Below are 18,445 nucleotides of genomic sequence, written 5' to 3' on the forward strand. Positions count from 1 at the left end.
CTTGAAACTTGTTACACCATGCCACACGAAGCCATTTCTGTATTTGATATGTTTAAAATAGGCGTTGGGCCTAGTAGTTCTCATACACTTGGCCCTTGGCGGGCTGCCATGCGCTGTATAAATACTATAAAAGCAGAATTTGGCTTAAGTGCAGTTGCTAGTGTAACCGTATTGCTATATGGTTCGCTAGCCAAAACTGGTAAAGGACACGGTACTGATGTGGCTAGTATTTTAGGCTTGTGCAATGAAGATCCAGTAACGATAGATGTAAACAGTATTACACCCAAACTTAATCATATTAATGCTTCTAAGCAGTTGCTACTTGGTGGCGAGGCTATGATTCCGTTTGATCCAAGTATTAATGTTCAGTTTTTATTTAGCGAAGCGTTGCCTTTTCACCCCAATGGTATGACATTTTTAATGACGCTGATCAATGGTCATCAGTTTAGCCAAACGTATTACTCAATAGGTGGTGGTTTTGTGGTAATGGAAGGTGAAGCTGCCAATAGTAAGCAATGTGTTGATTTGCCTTTTCCTATTAATACATCAGAAGATTTACTGCATTGGTGCATGAAAACAGGCATGGGTATTCATGAGGTGGTAATGGAAAATGAACTTACATGGCGTACTGAGAGCGAAACAAAAGAGGGGGTATTACAAATATGGCGCATTATGCGGGATTGTATTTATAGAGGTTGCCACACGCAAGGCGAACTGCCAGGCGGCTTGCAAGTGCAACGCAGAGCTTACGCATTAAACAAAAAATTAACTGCCAATCTCGGTCACTATACAAATTTTCAGGATTGGTTGATAACGATTAAAGAGAGTGGCCAAAGCTTTAAAAATGTATTAGATTGGGTAAGTTGTTTTGCCCTAGCCGTGAATGAAGAAAATGCCAGTTTTGGTAGAGTAGTTACCGCACCTACTAATGGTGCTGCGGGTGTAATACCAGCTGTATTGCTGTATTTTATTGCCTTTTGTGATGGCAATAGCGAAGAGAAGATCATAAAATTTCTACTCACTGCTTCAGAAGTTGGTAGTATTTTCAAAAAAGGAGCTACAATTTCAGCAGCCATGGGTGGTTGTCAAGCAGAAATTGGTGTGTCATCAGCAATGGCTGCTGCTGCACTCACAGAAAGTCTCGGTGGTACCCAAAAACAAGCGCTAATGGCTGCTGAAATTGCCATGGAGCATCATTTGGGTTTAACCTGCGACCCTATTGGTGGCCTAGTACAAGTGCCTTGCATAGAACGCAACACCATGGGCGCTATTAAAGCCATCACCGCATCGCAGTTAGCTTTGCAAAGTATGCCAGACTACGCAAGGGTAAGCTTAGATAAAGTAATTAAAACCATGTGGGATACTGCACTAGATATGAACAGCAAATACAAAGAAACCTCTGATGGTGGCTTGGCCATTCATATACCTATTAGCCTCAGCGAATGTTAGTTTTTACCACAAAGTCACAGAGGCACAATAGTTTCATTAAATAATTCAATGTGAATTATCAATAATCAATTTTCAATGCTTTCTTTTCTTACATTTTGAGATTCTTTGTGCCTATGTGTCTATGTGGTGAGATTTTCTTTACTCAAAATCTGGATACAACAAATACTTTTTTCTAATTTTTTTGAAAGCTTGTAATTTGGGTTGCCAGCTTTTACGAATCTCAGCTTCTGATTTGCCAGCTCTTATTTGCGCCATCAACTCACTATTGCCAGCAAGTTTGTTAAAGAAATAGTCGGTTGGTTTTTTACTTTTGGGTTGCAAAAAGAAACTGTCTTTTTCAGGAAATAAACGATAGGCTTCTAGCAAATACTTCAACTGAATTTGATTGTTTATTTGGTGTAATACTTGCTCATTAGTGCCATATAAATTCCAGCCATAACATTTACTGCCGTTTAATTTGGGGCTACTTGCTCCCGGTGTTGGCATTGGTGTAAAACTGAATAATGTATCGGGCAAACTAGGGTGGCCAAATATGCAGAAGGGATGTTCTGTACCTCTGCCTTCACATAAAATTGTGCCTTCAAATAAACAATTACTTGCATACCAATAAATACTTGCCATATCTGGCAAATTAGGAGAAGGTTTTATAGGTAAAATGTATTTGCTTTTGTGCGTGTAATTTTTACAAGTAATAACGGTCAATTTAAAATTGTCTCGCTCTTTTTCAAAACCCAGAATTTCTCCTAACGAATTAATATGATCTTGCATGCGGATATATTTCCAATCTAGCATTTGTTCGCCAATGAGCATTTTAGCGTATTCTCCTATTGTCATCCCGTACACGGTAGGTATGGGTTGCATGCCTATAAAACTTGTATAACTAGAATCAAGCACGGGGCCATCAACATAAAAACCATTTGGGTTTGGTCGGTCCAAAATAATCAGCGGTTTGTTAAACTCAATAGCGCTTTCTAAAAATTCTTGAAGTGAAGAAATGAATGTGTAAAAACGGGTACCAACGTCTTGAATGTCAAATAACATCACATCTACATCAGCAAGGTCTAGCGCTGTGGGCTTGCGCTTTTTACCATATAAAGAAATAACGGGAATACCTGTGGCAGAATCGATATAATTATCAACTTTCTGTCCTGCATCGGCTGTGCCTCTAAAACCATGTTCTGGCCCAAAGGCTTTGATAATGGTAATGCCCAATTTTTGCAACGTATCTACTAAATGTGTATTGCCTACAGTTGCTGTATGATTAGCAAAAATGCCCACACGCTTACCTTTTAGTAATGGCAAATATTCATTCATGGTATTGGCTGCAGGTAAAATCACTTTTGCTGGTAAAAGGGCTTTACTGGTAGGCTTATTGGTAATTTTTTTAGGCTGTGCTAATACAACAGTAGCTAAAAATAGGGTGCAAATAATGGTGGCAAAATACCTCATATAGTGGTTTTAAAAGTTGGAAATTAAATAAATTAGTTGTGATGAGAAGCATTGGGCTGTACTTTCGTTTTTTGAATGAACCATTAATGCTTCAATGTGTTCCCTCAGAAACTATTTTATACATTTAAAAAATACAAATGGCACAAGTAAAAAAAGGTGATACTGTAAAAGTGCATTATCATGGTACATTAACCGATGGTTCTATTTTCGATTCTTCTACGGGTCGCGAACCACTTGAGTTTGAAGTGGGTAGCGGTATGGTAATACCTGGCTTTGATGAAGGCGTAACAGGTATGGCTGTTGGTGAAAAAAGAACGGTAACCATTCCTGCAGACCAAGCTTATGGCGCAGTGCAAGAAGAAATGATTTTAGATTTTCCTAGAACACAGTTTCCGCCAGATATGACCCCTGAAGTGGGTATGCAATTAAGCATGAGCAATAACGAAGGTCAGCAATTTCCTGTAACCATTGTTGACGTAAAAGAAGATGTGGTTGTATTGGATGCTAACCATCCTTTGGCTGGTAAAGACCTAACTTTTGCGTTAGAATTAGTAGATATTACACCAAAATCGATGATAATAATGCCGTAATAAGCATTGTTATTTATTGCATAATGATACTTTTAAAAGCCGAGACAAGTTGTTTCGGCTTTTTTGTGATTAAGCTACGCTTTGATAGAAGCTAAATATAAATAAAAAAGCACATGCCGATAGCTATCGGTAGTGCGCACAGTAACTAAATAGTAGTACAAAAGCTGGCGACCAAAAAATTACTCATTATTGATATTGGCATTTTAACACCATACCCTTACTTTTGCAGCCAATTTAAAAACCTTACTATATTATGGCGTCGGTAGGTAAAATCAAACAAATTATTGGAGCGGTTGTGGATGTGCATTTTGCAAATGATAATGCATTGCCCGATATTTATAATGCTTTGGAGTTAACCAAAGAAGATGGTAGCAAGTTGGTGCTTGAAGTACAGCAACATCTTGGTGAAGACAGTGTACGTACCATAGCAATGGAAGGTACTGAAGGTTTGGTACGTGGTATGGCAGTAACTGATACTGGTAAGCCAATTGCAATGCCTGTGGGTGCGGGCATCAATGGTCGTTTATTCAACGTAACTGGCGATGCTATTGATGGTTTGCCTCAATTAAGTAAAGAAGGTGGCCGCCCTATTCACAATAAACCTCCAAAATTTGAAGACTTAAGTACTGCAACAGAAATTCTGTTTACAGGTATTAAAGTAATTGACTTAATTGAGCCATATGCAAAAGGTGGTAAAATTGGTTTGTTTGGTGGTGCTGGTGTAGGTAAAACCGTATTGATTCAAGAATTAATTAATAATATCGCTAAAGGTCACGGTGGTTTATCTGTATTTGCTGGTGTGGGTGAAAGAACACGTGAGGGTAATGACTTGTTGCGTGAGATGATTGAAGCAGGTATTATGAACTATGGTGATGCATTTAAGCATAGCATGGAAGAAGGTGGCTGGGATTTAAGTAAAGTAGATTTAGAAGGCTTGAAAGAATCGAAAGCAACTTTCGTATTTGGTCAAATGAACGAACCGCCAGGTGCACGTGCTCGTGTGGCATTGTCTGGTTTAACAGTTGCTGAATATTTCCGTGATGGTGATGGTACAGGAAAAGGTAAAGACATCTTATTCTTCGTTGACAATATCTTCCGTTTCACACAAGCTGGTTCTGAAGTATCTGCATTGCTAGGGCGTATGCCTTCAGCGGTAGGTTACCAACCAACGTTGGCAACTGAAATGGGTTTAATGCAAGAGCGTATCACCTCTACTAAAAATGGTTCAATTACCTCTGTGCAAGCGGTATATGTACCTGCGGATGACTTAACCGATCCAGCGCCTGCAACTACTTTCGCGCACTTAGACGCTACCACAGTATTAAGCCGTAAAATTGCCGATTTAGGTATCTATCCTGCGGTAGATCCATTAGATTCTACTTCTAGAATTTTGACACCTGCGGTAGTTGGTGATCAACATTATGATTGTGCGAATCGTGTAAAATTAATTTTACAACGCTATAAAGAATTACAAGATATTATCGCTATACTTGGTATGGACGAGTTGAGCGATGAAGATAAATTAACGGTTTCTCGTGCACGTCGTGTACAACGTTTCTTGTCTCAACCTTTCCATGTTGCTGAACAATTTACCGGTTTAAAAGGTGTATTTGTAAGCATTGAAGATACCATTAGAGGCTTTAACGCTATTATGGATGGTGAAGTGGATGAGTATCCAGAAGCAGCATTTAACTTGGTTGGTACATTGGAAGATGCTATTGAGAAAGGTAAGAAAATGCAAGCTCAGGCAAAAGCCTAAAACCCCCATCCCCTAAAGGGGTGAGGCAAAATTGTGGTGACGAGCTTTAGTTTTTCAATGAAACATCGTTGCGTCGCACACTTCAAAGGCTTGTTCTTTATTCAACATCTAACATTAAATTTCCCCTTTAGGGGCTAGGGGTATGACTTTAGAAATATTAACACCAGAAAAAAAATTATATAGTGGCAGTGTTTATGGTATTCAATTGCCAGGCGAAGAAGGTTTATTTGAAATATTAGATAAACACGCACCTATAGTAAGTGCCTTAAAACAAGGTAAAGTGAAGATTTTGAAAGATAAATCTACTTTTCAGTACTACAATATTCAAGGTGGTTTTGTAGAAATGCTAAACAATAAGGCAACTGTATTGGTAGAAGGTGCAGAACAAGCGTAAAACTGTATTATAAATTTGGTGAAAGAAAAACCATCCGTTATTGCGGATGGTTTTTTTATTTTTATAGCTTTTGCAAAATGTAATTTGTATTGTTGATGGATGATAATAGTTGAAGCATTTTTTAGTTATAATCTAAAGTGCCACCAATTTTTTGTATCAGATAAAAGCACAATCTTGCAGTTTGTATTATTTTGTTGTACTTTAGAATTACTATGGAATTTAATTTTATATTACCAAATAACAAGCAATTTCGCTCATCATTAATACTGTTGCTCATTTTTGTAGAGACGCAGTTGATTATTTATGAAATGGGCGAGTTTACTGATGCAGGCTTGTCAGAAATAACCACACTTGACGAGGTTAAGGAACTGATTGTTACTATTAGAGAATCGAATGAGCATGTAGATGAAGATTGTATATTAGATAGTACAACGCTCTTGAAATTTTATGCATTTGCAATTATCGTAAATAAGCTACTTGTAAGTGAATTGGATGATATTGTTATTGCATTATTTAAATCTAAACTGCCTGAGACTTACAGTTATTTAGATTTTGCTTTAGTAAGAAAAGCAGTATTACTATGTAACAATACTATTTTAGAAGTGATAAAAGAGCAGTCACACTTATTGACTGGTTTCAATGAATTAAATGATTGGCTTAATGAGATAGAGATTTAATGTCCGTTATCTATCAAACTCAATTTTTTTACTCCACATTTTCTTAAGTATCAATAATACTGTGGGCAAACTTATAAGCAGCCACACATAATAAATAATATTCCCAAGTTGCACACCCTTGTCAAAAAAGGCATAGCCAAACATAATACCAACAGTAGAATTAATGCCTAACCACGCAAGCGCAATGCCAATTGTGGTTAATATGCGTTTTAAAAAAGCGGCTACTTCTGGTTCCAATGTTGTTATTTTTTTCAAATTACAATTTTAAAGCACAATAGTTTACTTGCAATTTGTTGTATTTAAATCTACTGTGGCTATTGTGCCTATGTGGTAATCAACTACTAGTCAAAACTTTGGTTGCTACTGCTAGCAAGTTTTAATAGCCTATCAAATTGTGCAGGACTAATATCGTTGTAGAAATAATAAACAGGATCTATTGGTTTGCCATTTTTATGTACCTCGTAATGGCAATGTGGGCCAGTGCTTTTGCCCGTACTACCCACATAACCAATGGTTTCGCCACGTTTTACCGTTTGTCCGGCTCTCGCTTTTACACGTACCATGTGGCCATACACCGTTTCGTAACCGTACCCATGGTTAATCACTACCTCATTACCATAACCACCGCTATTAAAGCCTGCTTCTTTTACTGTGCCATCGGCCGTGGCATAAATAGGTGTGCCCTGCGGTGCTGTAAAATCTAGCCCCGCATGAAACTTGGTTACTTTATACACAGGATCTACCCTGTAGCCAAACCCACTTGCAATACGGGTTAAATTTTTATTACTTACCGGTTGAATAGCAGGTATGGCAGCCAATAATTTTAGTTTATTTTTTATCATATTGCCTATTTCAGCATAGCTTTTTTCCATAAAAGCGGTGCGTAGCGATAGGTTGTTTAACTGATCGCCCATACTTTTCACCAAATCGTTTTCGCTGAGTTTTTCTATTAAAATCACTTCTTTGGTTTTCTCCATTTCAGTAATTCTGGCGCTATCTGGTATGGGTGTGGCTTCAAAAATAGAGCGGTACACATTGTTGTCTCTATTCTCTAGTTCATCCATTTGTAATTCTAGTTGCTTTACCCTGTCTTGCAAAACGGCATAATCATCTTTTAAATTAGCGTTTTGTTCTTGCAGCAACTTTTCATTTGCCGAAGGAAAATATTTGTAAGCAATACTCACTATTATAAAAGCAGTAACCAATGCGGTAGCTATAAACGCAAATATGCGTAGCAGTTGTACACGCAAGGGCACTTCAAATTTTTCGTAGCGTAGCGTATGTGTGTTAAAAAAGTATTTAATCTTTGTCATGCTTGTTGTGTTTTTTCTGTCTGAACCTAGACCCGATAGCTATCGGGTTTGTATGATTAAATGGATTTGTAGGATGTGATTAAGGTATGCACATGTGTTACGCTAATCCTAAAATCGCTGAAATCATCGTTCAGACAACTTACCTTTACCGCCCTTTAAAGCAAACAAAGATAATTTTTATCAACAGTTAATCATCTTATAAAAATATTTCTCAAACCCATGTCTACTGCCGAGCAAATAGTGCCTACAGAATCGCTAAAAAGTGTTCCTACTTCGGGCGAAATACGCCAACAGTTTTTAGATTTTTTTAAGTCTAAAGGGCATCAAATTGTGCCTTCTGCACCTATCGTTATTAAAAACGACCCTACCTTATTGTTTACCAATGCAGGTATGAACCAGTTTAAAGATTATTTTCTAGGCAACCGTGTACCTACTTCACCTCGAGTGGCCGATACACAAAAATGTTTGCGGGTAAGTGGTAAGCACAACGACCTTGAAGAAGTGGGTGTAGATACCTATCACCATACCATGTTTGAGATGCTTGGCAACTGGAGTTTTGGCGATTATTTTAAAAAAGAAGCCATTGCTTGGAGCTGGGAATTATTAACAGAAGTCTACCAACTAGATAAAGACCGGTTGTATGTAACCATATTTCAAGGAGATGAAAAAGAAAGCTTGGCAAAAGATGAAGAAGCGTACAATGAGTGGAAAAAAGTAATTGCTGAAGACCGCATTTTACTCGGTAATAAAAAAGATAATTTCTGGGAAATGGGCGATACTGGCCCATGTGGTCCATGTAGCGAAATACATTATGATTGTAGACCAGAAGCCAATAACGATGGGCACAGTTTGGTAAATAATGATCACCCGCAAGTGATTGAAATTTGGAACAATGTATTTATGCAGTACAACCGTTTAAAAGACGGTAGCCTACAACCCTTGCCCGCAAAGCACGTAGATACAGGTATGGGCTTTGAGCGTTTGGTACGTGTTATTCAAAGTAAACAAAGCAACTACGATACGGATATTTTTATGCCTACCATTCAAGCAATTGAGAAAATAGTTGGCAAAAAATATCAGGCAGATAACTCCCCTTTAGGGGCTGGGGGTAAACAGTCCATTGCTTTTCGTGTGTTGGCAGACCATATACGTACCATTGCCTTTACGATTGCTGATGGACAACTGCCTAGCAACAACGGTGCAGGCTATGTAATACGTAGAATTTTACGCCGTGCTGTGCGTTACTACTATTCGTATTTAGACTATAAGCAACCCTTATTATTTCAATTAATGCCATTGCTAGCAAAGCAATTTGAACATGTGTTTCCTGAATTAAAGGCACAATTGGATTTTGTAAGTAAAGTGACTAAAGAAGAAGAAGAGGCATTTTTGAGGACGTTGGGTAAAGGGATAGAACTTTTTGAAAGCTATATTAGTAAAGTTACTAAAGTTAATAATGAGACTAGTTCTAAGAGTATAATTAGGCCTACAACTTTAAACGATGAAAATAAATTACGTGATTTTGACGCTAAGTCAGGGATAATTAATGGTGCTTTTGCTTTTGAACTTAATGATACTTACGGCTTCCCAATTGATTTAACGCAATTAATGGCAAGTGAAATTGGTTGGACAGTTGATATGCAAGGTTTTGAAGAAGCTTTGCAACAACAAAAAAATCGTTCTCGTGCTGCATCTGTAATAGATACAGAAGATTGGGTAACGGTTAATGATGTTGCTTCAAGCTTTGTTGGTTATACTAGCCTTGAAACCCAAACGCAAATTGTAAAATATCGTAAAGTAAAAGCGAAGGGTAAAGAGGGCTACCAAATTGTGCTAGCTGAAACACCGTTTTATGCTGAAAGTGGTGGGCAAGTGGGTGACAGAGGACAGTTGACGCTTGACAGTTGTGAGTTGACAGTGAGCGATACCAAAAAGGAAAATAATTTAATCATCCATTTTGTAGAAACCCTACCAGAAGCTATTGATATGGCTGCTGAAGTAGTAGCTAAGGTTGATGCGAGTAAGCGTCAAGATACGTCTTCCAATCACTCGGCTACACACTTATTGCACGCTGCTTTGCGCCAAGTATTGGGTACTCATGTAGCTCAAAAAGGTAGCTTGGTAAATGATGAACAATTGCGTTTTGACTTCTCGCATTTTAGTAAAGTCACCAACGAAGAGATAGCACAAATAGAAGCTATTGTAAATCAAAAGATACGTGAAAATGTACCTGTGGTAATTAAAGAAATGAGCAAGGACGAGGCTGTGGCTTTAGGCGCAATGGCATTATTTGGCGAAAAATATGGTGATGTGGTACGTGTGGTAATGATGGATCCTAATTATTCCATAGAGCTATGCGGTGGTACCCATGTAGGCCATACAGGTGAGCTTGGTTATTTTAAAATTAAAAGCGAAAGCGCTGTAGCGGCAGGTGTGCGTAGGATAGAGGCAGTTAGTGGCAAAGCAGCGGCTGCACATATTGAAGAAGCGTTTAGCACCATAGAAGCCATTAAAGGCTTGTTTAATAATCCGAAAGAATTGCTACGTGTAATTGAAAATTCGGTGGCAGATAATAAAGAGCAGAAAAAGAAAATAGAAAGCTTAGAAGCCAAGCAATTAGTAGCCATTAAAGCGGAGTTATTAACCCAAGTAGAAACTGTAAATGGTGCTTCATTTATCGGTAAAGTGCTAGAAATAAGCAATGCTGATAATTTAAAAAAGTTAGCTAACGATTTAGTGGCTTCAATCACCCCTTTAGGGGCAGAGGGCCTTGTGGTATTAGCAGCTAATATTGGCGGAAAAGCATCGGTAGCCATTGCAGTGGCTGAAGCGTTGGTAGCTAAAGGCATTGAAGCGCCAAAACTGATAAAAGAACACATCACACCCATTATTAAAGGTGGCGGTGGTGGCCAAAAAACATTGGCAACAGCAGGTGGGCAAGATGCTAGTAATTTAAACAAAGTGATAGAAGTGGTGAAAGGGTTGTTGTAAAATTTGTTTTTATAGACTTTCCAATTTTTTAAAACTTGGAATGTTTAAGTCGGCGATTCTGAATTATATTTTTAGTCCCGTCAAGTTGTAAAAACTTGACGGGACTTTATTTTTTTGTAGCTTTCAACTATCAAACCACCACCATGAAAGCACCTGCCTATTACAACTCTCTAATGCCTTACATGATTGTACCTAAGGCACATGATTTTGCTAACTTTCTTAAAGCAGTTTTTAACGCTGAAGAACAATTAATAGTACCTCGACAGGGAGGCGGCATCATGCATGCAGAGTTTACCATTGGCGAAGCCTGTATTATGTTTTGCGATGCCACGGAAGACTATTTACCTTTTGCCTGCAGTCTGTTTATATTGGTAGATGATGTGACATCCGTGTATCAAAAAGCTTTGGCACATGGGGCAGCGTCTTTACAAGACATAGCCGAAAGAGATTATGGTAAAAGTGCCGGTATTAAAGACACTTTTGGTAATGTATGGTGGCTAACAGAGATGTCGAAATAATAAAATATTGCTTGTTACTAGCCTTTACAGATTGTACTATCAGTAAGGGCTTTTTATCGGCCATTTGTTAATAGCTGGTACCACCTTTCTATAATGATGCGATGTAAAGTTGCTTTGCGGCGGCGGCGCGCAACTTTAACTTTGCAACGACCAACTGCCACTTTGTAGCGACCAACGTCAACTTTAGGGCGCGCAATGGTAACTTTAGTGCGACGGGCTGCCACTTTGGCGCAACCATAGGCAACTTTATACCGATTGACTTTGACTTTGTAGCGTACAGCTGTAACGGGAGGTCGCAGTAAGGCTACTATAAGATTTCCAATAGCTGTCAGTGTATAATTGACTGGAGAATACCACTATTTCTTTACCCTAGCCTCGTTCTTGGCTATAAAATCGTCCCAACCTTTAAAACCTTTACTAGTGGCAGCCGCTAATGGCGATGATTGTTGGTAATAATGGCACAATGCAACTGCTAAGGCATCGGTAGCATCAAAATATTGTGGTTGTTCGGCAATGTTTAGGGTACGTTGCAACATTTTCCATACTTGGTCCTTATCGGCGTTGCCATTGCCAGTGATAGATTGCTTTACTTTTTTAGGGCTATATTCTGTTACTAAAATACCAGCTTGCATAGCGGCAGCAATTGCCACGCCTTGCGCCCTGCCAAGTTTGAGCATACTTTGTACATTTTTACCAAAAAATGGTGCTTCAATGGCAAATGTAGTGGGGCGATACAAGCGTATGAGTTCGCATACCTTGGTATGAATTTTCTCTAAGCGCTCGTAAATATCTTGATAGCTAGCCAATTTTAATACATCCATAAGTAATACCTGCGGCTGCCCATTACTTACCTTTATTAATGCGTAGCCCATAATGGTAGAACCTGGGTCGATGCCTAAAATAATATTGCTTGGCTGCTGCATGAAGTTTATTAAATGCGATTAATTAAAGCAGTGAAATTAGTTATTCGCTATCATATTATGTCTATTTCATCAATTTTACACGTTTCTTTGTAGCTACTTAAACGCATTTTTCTGAAGCAAACGGTTAAAATATTCATCAGCTATGTTGTAGGACCAATTTTATTTGTGTGGCTAAGTTGGTCAATCTATCATCAAATACAGCAACAGAAAGGCTTACAACAATCGTGGCAAACTATTGTAGCCGCATTGAAAGGTAGCGGTCAGTGGCGCTTGTATGCGGCATTTGCGTTAATGTTTTGCAATTGGGGGCTTGAAGCCAAAAAGTGGCAAGTATTAATGCAAGCCATTCAGCCGCTTAGTTATGGGCGCAGTTTTAGAGCCATTTTTAGTGGTCAAGCCTTGGCTTCTAGTACGCCCAATAGGGTAGGTGAATTTGTGGGTAGAATTGTATACCTAAACGATGGCAATCGGCTTAGGGCGTTGTCATTATCGGCGGTGGGTAGCTTTGCCCAAATCATTATCACGTTTGTAATGGGGCTACTAGGTTTATTACTAGTATATCCAAGCATTACCGACAAATTACAATCAACATTTTCGCTAAGTACTTTTTGGATTAATTGGTTAGTATACGCGGTAAGTCTTACAGTAATGGTGCAATTGGTTTGCTTTTATAATTTATCTTGGATAACCAACTTGATAGAAAAAATACCATTCGTAAGTAAGTATCGCTTTTATATTCAGAAGTTGGAAGACCTTCATAACAAACAATTAACAAATATTCTCTTTCTTTCGTTTATCAGATACGTTGTATACATGGTGCAGTACCTACTCTTGTTTCAGTTGTTTCAAATAGAAATAAGTTGGTGGGTAATTTGTAGTTTGGTATGTGTGCAACTAATGGTTATGGCGGTAGTGCCAAGTATAGCTTTGGCAGAATTGGGGGTACGTGGTCAGGTAAGTATTGCCTTGTTTGGATTGTTTAGTAGTAACACAATTGGCATCATTGCTGCAGTGTCAGGTATTTGGTTAATTAATTTAATTGTGCCCGCATTAGCAGGTAGTTTGCTGATATTAGGCATTAAAATATTTAGAAAATAGGATTGAATATGAAGAAAGTTGTTAGCGCATTATTATTATTTACTGCATTAGCTTGGCAATCACCTACACCCGCAAACGAGTTTTGCGGTAGTATCCGTAACAGAGCTTTTCAAGATGATGAGCGTATAGATTACATTGTTTTTTACAGTGTAATAGGCATTTACATTAATGCCGGCAATGCAAGTTTTACGGCTAAAATTGAGCAGTTAAATAACAAACCTGTCTACCATATTGTAGGTACTGGTAGCAGTAATACTAGCTACGATTGGATTTTTAAAGTGCGTGACAAATATGAAAGTTATATTGATACGGCTACTTTACAACCTCAAAAATTTATCAGAAATGTAGATGAGGGCGGCTACAAAACCTACGAAAATATTACGTTTAACAACCGAGAAAACACAGCAGTTACTACCAAGGGTTTATACAAAGTGCCCAATTGTGTGCAAGATGTATTAAGTTCTATTTACTATGCTAGAAATATAGATTTTAGTAAGTATAAAGTAGATGACAAAATACCATTCTCGATGTTTTTAGACAATGAGGTATATAACTTATATATCAAGTATTTGGGCAAAGAAACCATTAAAACCAAGTATGGTAAGTTTGATGCCATTAAGTTTAAACCCTTGCTAGTAAAGGGAACTATTTTTGAAGGCGGCGAGAAAATGACTGTTTGGGTAAGTAATGATGCCAACCATGTTCCTTTAAGAATTGAGAGCCCCATAGCAGTAGGCTCTGTAAAAGTAGATATGATGGGCTACAGAAATTTACGGTCACCTTTTACCTCGCAAAAGAACTTTAGATAATGTACTGAAAAAAGGCACAATAGCTATTGCTTGATAACTATTGTGCCTTTTTGCTTTATGTATGGGACATGCTAAATTATCCCTGCCAATTCAAGACTTCTTTTCTTCAGTTTTATAATATCCATATCCTCAATTATTGGGTCTGGCATTAGAATTAGAGACGTGTTATTATCTTTCCACCAAGTAGCTTCTTGCAAATAGTTGACGTTTATTACTGCTACCAAATACTTGCGTTCTGCATCAGCGTGCCATTCTTCTATCCACTCAAATTTTTCACGCGGAATAAATTTCCAATCGTCAAAGCTCACATACACTTTTACAAAGTATTCGTTACTTAATTGGTGAGGCTGGTGATGGTATAATTTTTTGTACTCGTAACGGTAATTGTAGCGTAAGGCACTTAAATCGCTCAGCACCGCCGATGCCGTAGGAAAGCTACCTGCACCTTTACCGTAAAAGAATTGTTTATCTGCAAAGCCGCTTTCTATTACCGCTCCATTGTATTCATTTTTCACAAATGATAGTGGGTCGTCTTGTTTTACAAATTGTGGCAGGACAAACGTGGCTACTCTCCCATTTTTCAGCTTTTTAGCTTGCGCTACTAGCTTCACTTCAAAGTTTTTTTCTTTGGCTACCAAAGCATCGCTTAATTGTATATTTTGAATACCATTGAACAGCAAATTGTCAGGATGTTCAACAATACCATACGCATGATTCAATAAAATACTTAATTTATTTACAGCGTCAAACCCTTCCACGTCTAGCTTAGGATTACTTTCTGCAAAGCCCAATTGTTGCGCCAAAATCAAGGCATCAGCAAAGCTCAATTTGTCTTCAAACATTCTCGTTAATATGAAGTTGGTAGAGCCGTTTACTATGGCTTTTATGGCGTGTAATAAATCGTTATCATAGTATTCTTCTAAGTTACGTATTACAGGTATTGATGCGCAAGCAGCGGCTTCATACAATACCGACAAGCCCGTTTGTTTTTGAAGGTCCAGTATCTCTGGTAAATGCTCGGCTAGCATTTTTTTACTGGCACTTACCACATGTTTACCATTCAGCAAGGCGGTTTTTACAATCACAAAGGCGGCATCGGCATCGTCAATTACTTCAACAATCACGTTAATGTTTGTATCGTTGAGTAAGTCATCTTTTTCGGTAGTAAAAAGCGCAGCAGGGGCGTCTCTTTTTTTACCAGGATTTTTAATACAAACCTTTACAATGCTGGCTTTCAGCGATGGTGTTTGTTGTAATACTTTGTACAAACCTTCACCCACCACCCCAAAACCAAACAGCCCAATATTCAATTGCTTATGCGTATCCATTATCTACTTGTGATTTAAATGATTGTAATGATATCATGATTGCGTTTTGAAGTCTGTAACTTCTTATCGATTTAATGCTTTTCTTTTTTGTTTACTAGCTTTTGCAGTGCTATGTAGTTTTTTCTTTTGTTGCTATGCGAAGTCTCAGACTTCGCATGCTATATGTTCTTTAGAGTCTTAGACTCTTTACATAGCAATTACGAAGTCAGAGACTTCGTAAAGCATCCTGCTTATAACTGACTTCGCATGCTGTATGTTCTTTAGAGTCTTAGACTCTTTACATAGCAATTACGAAGTCAGAGACTTCGTAAAGCATCCTGCTTATAACTGACTTCGTCTGCTATATGTTCTTTAGAGTCTCAGACTCTTTGCATAGCTATTACGAAGTCTCTGACTTCGTAAAGCATCCTGCTTATAACCTCTTACTCTAAATTCAAGTTCTGACGAAGCAGTTGTTCTATTATCTCAAACTCTAATAAAAATCCATCGTGTCCATATAAAGATTCGATGGCTGCAAAAGTTGCGTTTGGTATATGTTGCGCTAAAAACTGCTGCTCACTCAATGGAAACAAAATATCTGTGGTTACACCTATCACCAATGTTTTTGCAGTAATACTTGCTAGTGCTGCTTCCACTGAAGCTCTGTTTCGGCCTACATGATGGCTATCCATGGCTTTGCTTAATGCATAATAACTAAAAGCATTAAATCGTTTTGCCAATTTTTCACCTTGGTAGCGCTGATAACTTTCTGCATTAAATACTTGCTCGTCTATAGGTAAGTTGGCCGTTTGTTGTGTAAAGCCAGTTTGTTTTACGCCATACGTATTATGGTTTCTATACGATAATAAGGCGATACTTCTTGCAGCTTTCATCCCGTTCATACCAGCATGGTCATTGTCCTCTTTCCAAGTTGGGTCATGCTCTATACACATGCGCTGGGAAGCATTAAATGCAATGCCCCAAGCCGAATGAAATGCATTGGTAGCAATCGGTACAATATTTTCAAACAAGTTGGGTTCTTCAATAGCCCATTCTAGTAATTGTTGCCCACCCATAGAACCGCCAATACCAATATGAATTTTAGTAATGCCTAGTGCTTGTTTTAAAAACTGGTAAGCCCTAATCATATCTCTTGTGGTAAACCAAGGAAATGTGTGATAGTAAGGCTTACCAGTAGTAGGATTGGTACTGAATGCGTTGATACTACCGTAATGACTGCCAGGCATATTTGCACATACAATATAATATTTTTCTGGTGTAAATAAACAGCCTTCACCCACCAAACCATGCCACCATTCCATCGGGTTGCTATTACCTGTAAGGGCGTGAAACACCCAAACAACATTATCGCCAGCAGCGTTTAAAGTGCCAAAGGTGTTGTAAGCCAAATGTAGTTCTGGTAATACTTTGCCGCTCTCGAGTGTAAATGATTGTTGGTGTTTAAAAATCTCTGTCATCTTGTGTTAGAGTTTCACGTAAAGCAACTAAGGATACTATGCCCACAACGTAACCTGTAAATCTTCGTGCACGTCGTCTTCTTTGTAGCCTTGCGTGAAATAATCTTTGTGTGAAATACTATGCAAAAACCTTATCAAATGCCTGCTGAATATCAGCTTTAATATCTTCTATATGCTCTATGCCTACACTTATGCGTACCTGATTTGGTGCTACACCAGCAGCTAATTGTTCTGCCTCGCTCAATTGCTCGTGTGTGGTAGATGCGGGGTGAATGGCTAATGTTTTGGCATCACCTACATTGGCTAAGTGGCTAATTAATTGTAAGCTGTCAATAAATTTCTCTGCGTTGGCTCTGCCGCCTTTTAAGCCCACTTGCAATACACCACCAAAGCCGTTTTTCAAATACTTTTTAGCTAGCTCGTGGTAAGCATTGCTTGGTAGGCCTGGGTACAATACAAATTCAACTGCTTCGTGTTGCTCTAGCCATTGCGCTAGTGCTAATGCGTTTTGCACATGACGTTCTACACGCAAACTAAGGGTTTCCAAACCCTGGATTAGTAAAAATGCATTGAAAGGACTTTGGGATGGTCCAAAATCACGTAAGCCTTCAACTCTTGCTCTAATAGCAAACGCAATATTTGGTAAACCTAAAGGATTATTGACACCAAAAATATCTGAGAAAACAAGTCCGTGATAGCCCTCGCTTGGTTGTGAAAACTGCGGGAATTTTCCATTGCCCCAATTGTAATTACCGCCATCAATAACCACACCACCTACACTAGTACCATGGCCACCAATCCACTTGGTAGCGCTCTCTACCACAATATTAGCGCCGTGTTCTAATGGTTTAAATAAATAACCGCCAGCAGCAAATGTGTTATCTACCACCAATGGTAGATCGTGCTTTTTAGCCAATGCTGCAAAGGCTTCAAAGTCAGGAATATTCAACCTTGGGTTACCGATTGTTTCTAGGTAAATGGCTTTTGTATTGTCGTCTATCAAAGCTTCAAAACTAGCAACATCATCGCCATTAGCGAAGCGAACATCAACACCTAAACGTTTAAAAGCTACTTTAAATTGGTTGTGTGTACCGCCGTACAAGTAAGAGGTACTTACGAAATTATCGCCTGCTTGTAAAATATTGTTGAGTGCCAAAAACTGTGCAGCCTGCCCACTGCTAGTAGCGACAGCGGCTACACCACCTTCTAAAGCCGCAATACGTTGCTCAAATACATCGGTGGTAGGGTTCATTAATCTGGTGTAAATGTTGCCAAATGCTTTTAGGCCAAATAAGTTGGCAGCATGTGCCGCATCGTTAAATACATAAGATGTGGTTTGGTAAATGGGTACTGCACGTGCGTTTGTTGCCGCATCTGGTTTTTGACCCGCATGTAGTTGTAAAGTCTCGAAATGTAAATTGCTCATAATAATTAAATTTTTATGGTTTTGAAAATTAGAAAATGCTTTGTAAAAGAGTTGGTTGCAGCGGTAAAAGCCCAAGTAGAATAATATAAACTGTGTAATGCCTTAAGGCATACAACAACAAACAGCAAATGGTATTGCACCATTTAATCGTAGTAATATGTTTGTTGTAGTTGTCACGTTATTTTCTACAAATTTAGTAGGGTTTTGCTTGTTTCAACCAAAATTTTATTTGCCCTAAGGCAAAATGCATACGTAATTTTCAAA

The 18,445-nt window shown here is 38.5% G+C and carries 16 protein-coding genes; 9 read left to right on the forward strand and 7 right to left on the reverse strand.

The annotated features are described in order from the left end of the window. Positions 1 to 18 precede the first annotated feature (18 nt). Positions 19 to 1,449, forward strand: a complete 1,431-nt coding sequence (locus ACFOW1_RS10475) for an L-serine ammonia-lyase (RefSeq protein ID WP_379014122.1) — start codon at positions 19 to 21, stop codon at positions 1,447 to 1,449. Positions 1,450 to 1,587: 138 nt separating this feature from the next. On the opposite strand, the gene ACFOW1_RS10480 is transcribed toward ACFOW1_RS10475, so the two are convergent. After that, positions 1,588 to 2,898: an exo-beta-N-acetylmuramidase NamZ family protein gene (locus ACFOW1_RS10480; protein ID WP_379014123.1), complete on the reverse strand. Its 1,311-nt coding sequence runs from the start codon at positions 2,896 to 2,898 to the stop codon at positions 1,588 to 1,590. Positions 2,899 to 3,035: 137 nt separating this feature from the next. Between ACFOW1_RS10480 and ACFOW1_RS10485 the strand changes: the two genes are divergently transcribed. The 4 genes from ACFOW1_RS10485 (at position 3,036) to ACFOW1_RS10500 (ending at position 6,318) form a co-directional block, all read left to right on the forward strand. Beyond that, positions 3,036 to 3,488 (forward strand): FKBP-type peptidyl-prolyl cis-trans isomerase, encoded by a 453-nt coding sequence (locus ACFOW1_RS10485; protein WP_379014124.1) that lies wholly within the window; start codon positions 3,036 to 3,038, stop codon positions 3,486 to 3,488. A gap of 253 nt (positions 3,489 to 3,741) precedes the next feature. Then, entirely contained in the window at positions 3,742 to 5,247 is a 1,506-nt protein-coding gene (gene atpD, locus ACFOW1_RS10490; protein ID WP_379014126.1) for a F0F1 ATP synthase subunit beta, read from the forward strand. 142 nt (positions 5,248 to 5,389) lie between these two features. Next, entirely contained in the window at positions 5,390 to 5,641 is a 252-nt protein-coding gene (gene atpC, locus ACFOW1_RS10495; protein ID WP_379014128.1) for an ATP synthase F1 subunit epsilon, read from the forward strand. A gap of 212 nt (positions 5,642 to 5,853) precedes the next feature. Continuing rightward, positions 5,854 to 6,318 (forward strand): hypothetical protein, encoded by a 465-nt coding sequence (locus tag ACFOW1_RS10500; protein WP_379014129.1) that lies wholly within the window; start codon positions 5,854 to 5,856, stop codon positions 6,316 to 6,318. A 6-nt stretch (positions 6,319 to 6,324) separates the two neighbouring features. Here ACFOW1_RS10500 and ACFOW1_RS10505 read toward each other — a convergent pair whose 3' ends face one another. Together ACFOW1_RS10505 and ACFOW1_RS10510 are read right to left on the reverse strand one after the other, a co-directional pair. Beyond that, on the reverse strand, positions 6,325 to 6,573 hold the full coding sequence (locus tag ACFOW1_RS10505; RefSeq protein WP_379014131.1) for a hypothetical protein: 249 nt from the start codon (positions 6,571 to 6,573) through the stop codon (positions 6,325 to 6,327). Positions 6,574 to 6,659: 86 nt separating this feature from the next. Next, entirely contained in the window at positions 6,660 to 7,631 is a 972-nt protein-coding gene (locus tag ACFOW1_RS10510; RefSeq protein WP_379014133.1) for a peptidoglycan DD-metalloendopeptidase family protein, read from the reverse strand. A gap of 219 nt (positions 7,632 to 7,850) precedes the next feature. Here ACFOW1_RS10510 and alaS point away from each other — a divergent pair, with 219 nt between their 5' ends. Beyond that, complete coding sequence (gene alaS / locus ACFOW1_RS10515) at positions 7,851 to 10,622, forward strand: alanine--tRNA ligase (protein WP_379014134.1); 2,772 nt, start codon at positions 7,851 to 7,853, stop codon at positions 10,620 to 10,622. Positions 10,623 to 10,765: 143 nt separating this feature from the next. Beyond that, positions 10,766 to 11,140: a VOC family protein gene (locus tag ACFOW1_RS10520; RefSeq protein ID WP_379014136.1), complete on the forward strand. Its 375-nt coding sequence runs from the start codon at positions 10,766 to 10,768 to the stop codon at positions 11,138 to 11,140. A 356-nt stretch (positions 11,141 to 11,496) separates the two neighbouring features. On the opposite strand, the gene ruvC is transcribed toward ACFOW1_RS10520, so the two are convergent. Further along, positions 11,497 to 12,063, reverse strand: coding sequence for a crossover junction endodeoxyribonuclease RuvC (gene ruvC, locus ACFOW1_RS10525; protein ID WP_379014137.1), 567 nt, complete (start codon positions 12,061 to 12,063; stop codon positions 11,497 to 11,499). A gap of 165 nt (positions 12,064 to 12,228) precedes the next feature. Here ruvC and ACFOW1_RS10530 point away from each other — a divergent pair, with 165 nt between their 5' ends. Together ACFOW1_RS10530 and ACFOW1_RS10535 are read left to right on the forward strand one after the other, a co-directional pair. Beyond that, complete coding sequence (locus ACFOW1_RS10530; protein WP_379014138.1) at positions 12,229 to 13,161, forward strand: lysylphosphatidylglycerol synthase domain-containing protein; 933 nt, start codon at positions 12,229 to 12,231, stop codon at positions 13,159 to 13,161. Positions 13,162 to 13,169: 8 nt separating this feature from the next. Continuing rightward, positions 13,170 to 13,970, forward strand: a complete 801-nt coding sequence (locus tag ACFOW1_RS10535; protein WP_379014140.1) for a DUF3108 domain-containing protein — start codon at positions 13,170 to 13,172, stop codon at positions 13,968 to 13,970. A 71-nt stretch (positions 13,971 to 14,041) separates the two neighbouring features. Here the strand turns inward: ACFOW1_RS10535 and ACFOW1_RS10540 are convergent, their stop codons facing one another. The 3 genes from ACFOW1_RS10540 to ACFOW1_RS10550 form a co-directional block, all read right to left on the reverse strand. Further along, complete coding sequence (locus ACFOW1_RS10540) at positions 14,042 to 15,298, reverse strand: homoserine dehydrogenase (protein ID WP_379014142.1); 1,257 nt, start codon at positions 15,296 to 15,298, stop codon at positions 14,042 to 14,044. 422 nt (positions 15,299 to 15,720) lie between these two features. Continuing rightward, positions 15,721 to 16,755, reverse strand: a complete 1,035-nt coding sequence (locus ACFOW1_RS10545) for a homoserine O-acetyltransferase family protein (protein ID WP_379014144.1) — start codon at positions 16,753 to 16,755, stop codon at positions 15,721 to 15,723. A gap of 118 nt (positions 16,756 to 16,873) precedes the next feature. Next, entirely contained in the window at positions 16,874 to 18,181 is a 1,308-nt protein-coding gene (locus tag ACFOW1_RS10550; RefSeq protein ID WP_379014146.1) for an O-acetylhomoserine aminocarboxypropyltransferase/cysteine synthase family protein, read from the reverse strand. Between the last annotated feature and the right edge of the window lie 264 nt (positions 18,182 to 18,445).

The organism is Parasediminibacterium paludis, from assembly GCF_042651445.1.
GTDB lineage: Bacteria > Bacteroidota > Bacteroidia > Chitinophagales > Chitinophagaceae > Parasediminibacterium > Parasediminibacterium paludis.

Excerpts from the sequence above, each read along its gene's own strand:
- ACFOW1_RS10475 (WP_379014122.1), top strand. The coding sequence starts at position 19 with ATGCCACACGAAGCCATTTCTGTATTTGATATGTTTAAAATAGGCGTT.
- ACFOW1_RS10480 (WP_379014123.1), bottom strand. The coding sequence starts at position 2,898 with ATGAGGTATTTTGCCACCATTATTTGCACCCTATTTTTAGCTACTGTT.
- ACFOW1_RS10485 (WP_379014124.1), top strand. The coding sequence starts at position 3,036 with ATGGCACAAGTAAAAAAAGGTGATACTGTAAAAGTGCATTATCATGGT.
- atpD (WP_379014126.1), top strand. The coding sequence starts at position 3,742 with ATGGCGTCGGTAGGTAAAATCAAACAAATTATTGGAGCGGTTGTGGAT.
- atpC (WP_379014128.1), top strand. The coding sequence starts at position 5,390 with ATGACTTTAGAAATATTAACACCAGAAAAAAAATTATATAGTGGCAGT.
- ACFOW1_RS10500 (WP_379014129.1), top strand. The coding sequence starts at position 5,854 with ATGGAATTTAATTTTATATTACCAAATAACAAGCAATTTCGCTCATCA.
- ACFOW1_RS10510 (WP_379014133.1), bottom strand. The coding sequence starts at position 7,631 with ATGACAAAGATTAAATACTTTTTTAACACACATACGCTACGCTACGAA.
- alaS (WP_379014134.1), top strand. The coding sequence starts at position 7,851 with ATGTCTACTGCCGAGCAAATAGTGCCTACAGAATCGCTAAAAAGTGTT.
- ACFOW1_RS10520 (WP_379014136.1), top strand. The coding sequence starts at position 10,766 with ATGAAAGCACCTGCCTATTACAACTCTCTAATGCCTTACATGATTGTA.
- ruvC (WP_379014137.1), bottom strand. The coding sequence starts at position 12,063 with ATGCAGCAGCCAAGCAATATTATTTTAGGCATCGACCCAGGTTCTACC.
- ACFOW1_RS10535 (WP_379014140.1), top strand. The coding sequence starts at position 13,170 with ATGAAGAAAGTTGTTAGCGCATTATTATTATTTACTGCATTAGCTTGG.
- ACFOW1_RS10540 (WP_379014142.1), bottom strand. The coding sequence starts at position 15,298 with ATGGATACGCATAAGCAATTGAATATTGGGCTGTTTGGTTTTGGGGTG.
- ACFOW1_RS10545 (WP_379014144.1), bottom strand. The coding sequence starts at position 16,755 with ATGACAGAGATTTTTAAACACCAACAATCATTTACACTCGAGAGCGGC.
- ACFOW1_RS10550 (WP_379014146.1), bottom strand. The coding sequence starts at position 18,181 with ATGAGCAATTTACATTTCGAGACTTTACAACTACATGCGGGTCAAAAA.